This is a genomic window from Streptomyces sp. WELS2, assembly GCF_013870595.1.
In the GTDB taxonomy this organism is placed as follows: domain Bacteria; phylum Actinomycetota; class Actinomycetes; order Streptomycetales; family Streptomycetaceae; genus Streptomyces.
Genome location: NZ_JACBWZ010000453.1, coordinates 1 through 5,115 on the forward strand (window position 1 = coordinate 1; position 5,115 = coordinate 5,115).

The 5,115-nt window shown below is 73.5% G+C and carries 5 protein-coding genes and 3 pseudogenes; 3 read left to right on the forward strand and 5 right to left on the reverse strand.

The window, feature by feature from the left end:
• Window positions 1-708, reverse strand: a pseudogene (locus tag H5J33_RS22975) (serine/threonine protein kinase); the annotation flags it as partial.
• A 24-nt stretch (window positions 709-732) separates the two neighbouring features.
• Between H5J33_RS22975 and H5J33_RS37705 the strand changes: the two are divergent.
• Window positions 733-897, forward strand: a pseudogene (locus H5J33_RS37705) (pirin family protein); the annotation flags it as partial.
• Between the two features lie 38 nt (window positions 898-935).
• Here the strand turns inward: H5J33_RS37705 and H5J33_RS22985 are convergent.
• Both H5J33_RS22985 and H5J33_RS22990 read right to left on the reverse strand, forming a co-directional pair.
• On the reverse strand, window positions 936-1,757 hold the full coding sequence (locus H5J33_RS22985; protein WP_181796801.1) for a serine hydrolase: 822 nt from the start codon (window positions 1,755-1,757) through the stop codon (window positions 936-938).
• Between the two features lie 19 nt (window positions 1,758-1,776).
• Window positions 1,777-2,259, reverse strand: a complete 483-nt coding sequence (locus tag H5J33_RS22990; RefSeq protein ID WP_181796802.1) for a GNAT family N-acetyltransferase — start codon at window positions 2,257-2,259, stop codon at window positions 1,777-1,779.
• A 96-nt stretch (window positions 2,260-2,355) separates the two neighbouring features.
• Here H5J33_RS22990 and H5J33_RS22995 point away from each other — a divergent pair, with 96 nt between their 5' ends.
• Window positions 2,356-2,820, forward strand: a complete 465-nt coding sequence (locus tag H5J33_RS22995; protein WP_181796803.1) for a MerR family transcriptional regulator — start codon at window positions 2,356-2,358, stop codon at window positions 2,818-2,820.
• Window positions 2,817-3,833 carry an aldo/keto reductase gene (locus tag H5J33_RS23000; RefSeq protein WP_181796804.1) on the forward strand — a complete coding sequence of 339 codons (1,017 nt, stop codon included), beginning with the start codon at window positions 2,817-2,819 and terminating at the stop codon, window positions 3,831-3,833. Before H5J33_RS22995 ends, H5J33_RS23000 begins: the two co-directional genes overlap by 4 nt.
• A gap of 121 nt (window positions 3,834-3,954) precedes the next feature.
• Here the strand turns inward: H5J33_RS23000 and H5J33_RS23005 are convergent, their stop codons facing one another.
• Together H5J33_RS23005 and H5J33_RS23010 are read right to left on the reverse strand one after the other, a co-directional pair.
• Window positions 3,955-4,803: a DUF4429 domain-containing protein gene (locus H5J33_RS23005; RefSeq protein WP_181796805.1), complete on the reverse strand. Its 849-nt coding sequence runs from the start codon at window positions 4,801-4,803 to the stop codon at window positions 3,955-3,957.
• A 66-nt stretch (window positions 4,804-4,869) separates the two neighbouring features.
• A pseudogene (locus H5J33_RS23010) lies at window positions 4,870-5,115 on the reverse strand (hypothetical protein); the annotation flags it as partial.

Sequence of the window (5,115 nt, forward strand, 5' to 3'; positions counted from 1 at the left end):
CTCGCCCAGGGTGAGGACCACCGCGGAGGCCTCCAGCCTGCCGCGCGGGCCGTCCTGCGCGTGCAGGGCGAGCACCGCGTCGGCGAGCCGGACGAGCAGGGCGCGGATCTCGTCGGCGGACAGCCGGCCGGAGGGGTCCTCCAGATACTCCGCGAGTGTCGGGCCGGTGACGAACTCCCTTACCAGGTACGGCACCCCGTCCTCCACGCCGTGGTCGCGGACCGGCGCGATCCCGGGGTGGCGCAGCGCGCCGAGGGCCCGGCCCAGGTCCGGGAAACCGGGCACGTCCCGCCCGTCCGGATACCTGTTCACGACGACGTGGGCGCCCCCGTCCCGGATGTCTTCCGCCAGCCGGCCCCTGGCCCCCGACGGCCGCAGCAGCCGGTACCGCCCCGCGAACAACTCCCCGGCGCCGTCCGCCGACAGGCCTTGGGCGCCGTCGGCCGACAGGCGCAGTGCGCTGTCCTCGAGGATCATGGCGAACGGCTCGTCCTCCACGGCCGTCCCCGCGCCCTCGGCGGACGGCACCGACGCGCGGAACTCGCCGGGTGCCCGGCCCGCCCTGCTGTCGATGAACTCGCCTATGAGGTCGAGGAGTTCGGTGGTGCGATGGCGTTCGGTGCGGGGCAGACCGAGCAGCAGCAGCTCGCGGACGCCGTCACGGAACGCGTAGCAGCCGGGCGGGCCGCCGGGCACGGCGGTGAGCATGCCGCTGAGGATGACCTCGGCCAGGTGCCGGACGCGCCGTGGGTCTACGTCCATGTGGCGCGCGGCGCGGTCCGGCTGGCCGGGACCGGGCTGGGCCCCGGCGACGCGGCGCGGATCACCGGCGCCGAGGGGCTCGACGCGCTGGCGACGGCCCCGGCGGACCTGCTGCTGTGGGAGATGACGCCGTAGCCCCGTAAGGCATCCGCCCCCCGGAGGCCGCCGCCCCGTCAGCCGCGCAGTTCCGCGAGGACCGCGTCCGTGAGGGCCGGCCACGCCTCGATCGCCCAGGGGCCGAACGCGCGGTCGGTCAGCGCGACCCCGGCCGCCCCGGCATCGGGGTCGATCCACAGGAACGTGCCCGACTGCCCGAAGTGCCCGAACGTGCGCGGCGAGGACGAGGCGCCCGTCCAGTGCGGGGACTTGCCGGCACGGATCTCGAAGCCCAGTCCCCAGTCGTTCGGGTTCTGGTGCCCGTACCCGGGCAGGACGCCCTTGGTCCCCGGGTACTGCACGGTCATCGCCGCCGCCACCGTCCGCGCGTCCAGCAGCCGGGGTGCCTGCACCTCCGCCGCGAACCGCAGCAGGTCCTCGACCGTCGACACCCCGTCCTTCGCCGGCGAGCCCTCCAGCGACGTGGCCGTCATGCCCAGCGGCTCCAGCACGGCCTGGCGCAGATACTCCGCGAACGGGATGTCCGTGGCCTTGGCGATGTGGTCCCCGAGCTGCTCGAACCCGGCGTTGGAGTACAGCCGCCGGTCCCCGGGCGGGGCCGTCACCCGGTGCTCGTCGAAGGCCAGCCCCGAGGTGTGCGCGAGGAGGTGACGGACCGTCGCCCCGGGCGGACCGGCCGGCTCGTCCAGCTCGATCGCGCCCTCCTCGTAGGCGACGAGCGCCGCGTAGGCCGTCAGCGGCTTGGTGACGGAGGCCAGCGGGAAGCGGTGCCCGACGGGACCGTGCGTCCCGAGGACGGTCCCGTCGGCTCGTACGATCCCCGCCGCGGCGGTGGGGACGGGCCAGTTCTCGATCAGCGCCAGGCTCTGCAACGACATGCGTCCGAGCCTATGCGGCTCACAGCGGCAGCCGCATCGACGGGTCCGGGTCCCGGGTGAAGCCCAGCGCGGTGTACAGCGGCTCGGCCTGCGGAGAGGCGTTGAGCAGCACGTGCCCGGCGCCGCGTGCCCGGAACCAGGCCAGCAGTTCCTCCACGCACGCGCGGGCGTAGCCCCGCCTGCGGGCGTCCGGGTCGGTCGCCACGCTGAAGACGTACCCGACCCGGCCCAGCGGATTGCCGGGCTTGCCTATGCGGTACTCGACGGTGCCGGCCACCAGCGCGGCCAGTGCTCCCGGCCGGCCGGGGTGGTCCACCACGAACGCGGCGAAGTCCCCGCCGTCGGCGAGCCGCCGGCGCAGCTCCGGCAGCGACTCGCTCTGCCAGCCGGCCGCCTCGCCGGCTCCGCCGCCCCCGTCGCCCCACAGGGAATCGATCATGATCTGGCGCAGTCGCAGTACTTCCCCGGCATCCTCGGGCCCGGCCCGTCGTACGAGACTCATGGGGCGCAGGCTAACCAGCGCGGCCGGCCGGGTCCTGGGGATTTTCTTACCGGACCGGCTTGCCTGGAGTGCACTCCAACGCCATAGCGTGGGGGCATGACGGTGATGCAGACCACGCCAGCGGCCACCGAGCACTCCACACCCGCCGACATCTGCTCCGCCCCTCCCCGGCGCCACCCCCGCCCCGACGGCGAGGACCGCTACACGATCAGCGAGGTCGTCGCGTTCACCGGTCTGACCGCGCACACCCTGCGCTGGTACGAGCGGATCGGGCTGATGCCGCACGTCGACCGCTCGCACACCGGCCAGCGCCGCTACCGCAACCGCGACCTGGACTGGCTGGACTTCGTGACCAAGCTCCGGCTGACCGGCATGCCGGTGGCGGACATGGTCCGGTACGCGCAGCTGGTGCGGGAGGGCGAGGACACCTACCCGCAGCGGCGGGCCCTGCTGGAGTCGACCCGCCGGGACGTCCTGAACCGGATCGCCGAACTGCGCGACACGCTCGCCGTACTCGACCGCAAGATCAGTTTTTACGCCACCGAGGGGACCACTCGATGACCGACGCCAGGATTCCGACGGTACGGCTGGGCACGGACGGGCCGGAGGCCGGCGTGCAGGGCCTCGGCTGCATGGGCATGAGCTTCGCCTACGGCCCGACGGACGCCGGGCAGGCCCGTGCCGCGCTGGACCGGGCACTGGAGCTGGGCGTCACGCTGTACGACACGGCGGACGCCTACGGAGCCGGGGAGAACGAGCGGTTCCTGTCGCCGTTCTTCAAGGCGCACCGGGACGAGGTGGTCATCGCCACCAAGTTCGCCCTGTCCATCCCGCCGGACGACCCGACCAAGCGCGTCATCCGCAACGACGCGCCCTACATCCGCGAGGCGGTCGAGGCCAGCCTGAAGCGGCTGGACGTCGATGTGATCGACCTCTACTACATGCACCGCCGCGATGTGAACGTCCCCATCGAGGAGACCGTCGGCACGATGGCGGAGCTGGTCCGCGAGGGCAAGGTCAAGCACCTCGGGCTCAGCGAGGTCACCGCGGACGAGCTGCGCGCCGCGTACGCCGTGCACCCGATCGCGGCCGTGCAGTCGGAATGGTCCCTGTTCAGCCGGGACATCGAGGCCCGGGTCGTACCGGCCGCGCGGGAGCTGGGCGTGGCCCTGGTGCCGTACTCGCCGCTCGGCCGCGGTTTCCTCACCGGCTCCTTCACCAACGCCGAGCAGGACCTGACGGCCGACGACTTCCGCCGCCACCAGCCCCGCTTCACCGGTGACAACGCGGCGGCCAACGCGGCCCTGCTGGAGCCGGTCCGGGCGGTCGCCGAGGCCCACGGCGCCACGCTCGGCCAGATCGCCCTGGCCTGGGTGCAGCAGCGGGCGTCGGTCGCGGGCCTGACCGTGGTGCCGATCCCGGGCACCCGCAAGCCGGGCCGGGTGGAGGAGAACGTGGCGGCGACCCGCATCACCCTCACCGACGACGAACTGTCCACCCTGGAGCCCATAGCCTCCCAGGTCTCCGGCGACCGCTACCCGGACATGCGCTTCGCGTCGGCGGGCCGCGAGTAAGGATCCGCACAGCGGAATCGGTTCTCCGGAGAGCCCGCCCACCTGGTGGGGGTTCGCTGCCCGACGGGGCCGGCCGGTCGGTGTGTTCCGTCGGTCGCCGTCCCGTCGGGTCGGCGGGTGGTCACAGTTCCGCGAGCAGTTCCGCCTTCTTGGTGGAGAACTCCTCGTCGGTGACCAGGCCGGCCTGGTGGAGTTCGCCGAGGTGGCGGATCCGTTCGGCGATGTCGGCGGGGTCGCGGCGGGCCGCGGCCGGTATCGCGGGTACCGGCCCCCTGGTGCGTACGGCGGCCAGGACCGCCGCGGCGAACGGCAGCGACTCGTGCACCGGGCCGTAGCCCAGCCCGAAGACGACGGCCGCCGGGTCCTGGTCGGGCTGCGCGGGCGCCGCCGGGCCGGCCGAGCGCCGGATCAGCCGCAGATGGCCCTCGAAGACCTCCGGCGAGCGCCACTCCACCCCGCTCAGCTCGGCCACCGCGAAGCTCTGGTCACCGGCCTTCCACTTCGCCGAGGACGCCCCCGTCCAGGACCAGCGGAACTGCACGCACGTCCCGTCGAAGGACGCCTTGGCGTCGTAGGCCTTGAACTGCAGGGGCGCCTCGGGTGCCGCGACCAGGTACCGGTCGGCGGGGCCGGACTCGGTGAGCAGCCCCTTCAGCTCGTCGGCGTAGTACTCGGCGAGGGTCTCCCGCTCGGCCGGCAGCACCAGCCGGTAGGGGTCGGAGCCCTCCTTCAGCTGCCCGTCGGCCGCCTCCATCAGCGGATCGGCGCCGGGGCGCGGCCGCAGGCGCAGGACGACCGTCCCGCGCCGGCCCGGCCCGAGGGTCACGCCCTCGACCGCGGTCAGCGGGATCCGGCGCTCGCCCAGCGCCTGGAACAGCTTCGGTGTCCGAATCCCCCGTTCGTAACGGATGAGCACGGAGTCGGACTCGAACTCCCAGACGGCATGAAATCCCGCCAGTACGTCACCCATGCGGCTCATCGTATGCGGCACGTGCCCCTCCGTCGCCACCCGCGCAGACCGCACTTCCTGCTGTTTCTACGCGCGTTGGGCCGTCGGCGCGCCGGACAGACCGGACCGGCACGCGTCGTCCTCCCGTACGCACGTCACCTCGCTGTACGCGCCCACCCCGATGTCGGCGAGGTTGCGGAGGCTGTCCGTGCCGGGCTGGAAGTAACCGCTGTGGCCCTCGGCGTCCCGGGCCGACAGCACCCGCGCGCCGAACCCCGGGGACACCGGGTCGGCGCCGTGGCCGAGGCCGCCCAGCTCCAGATAGGGCACGTC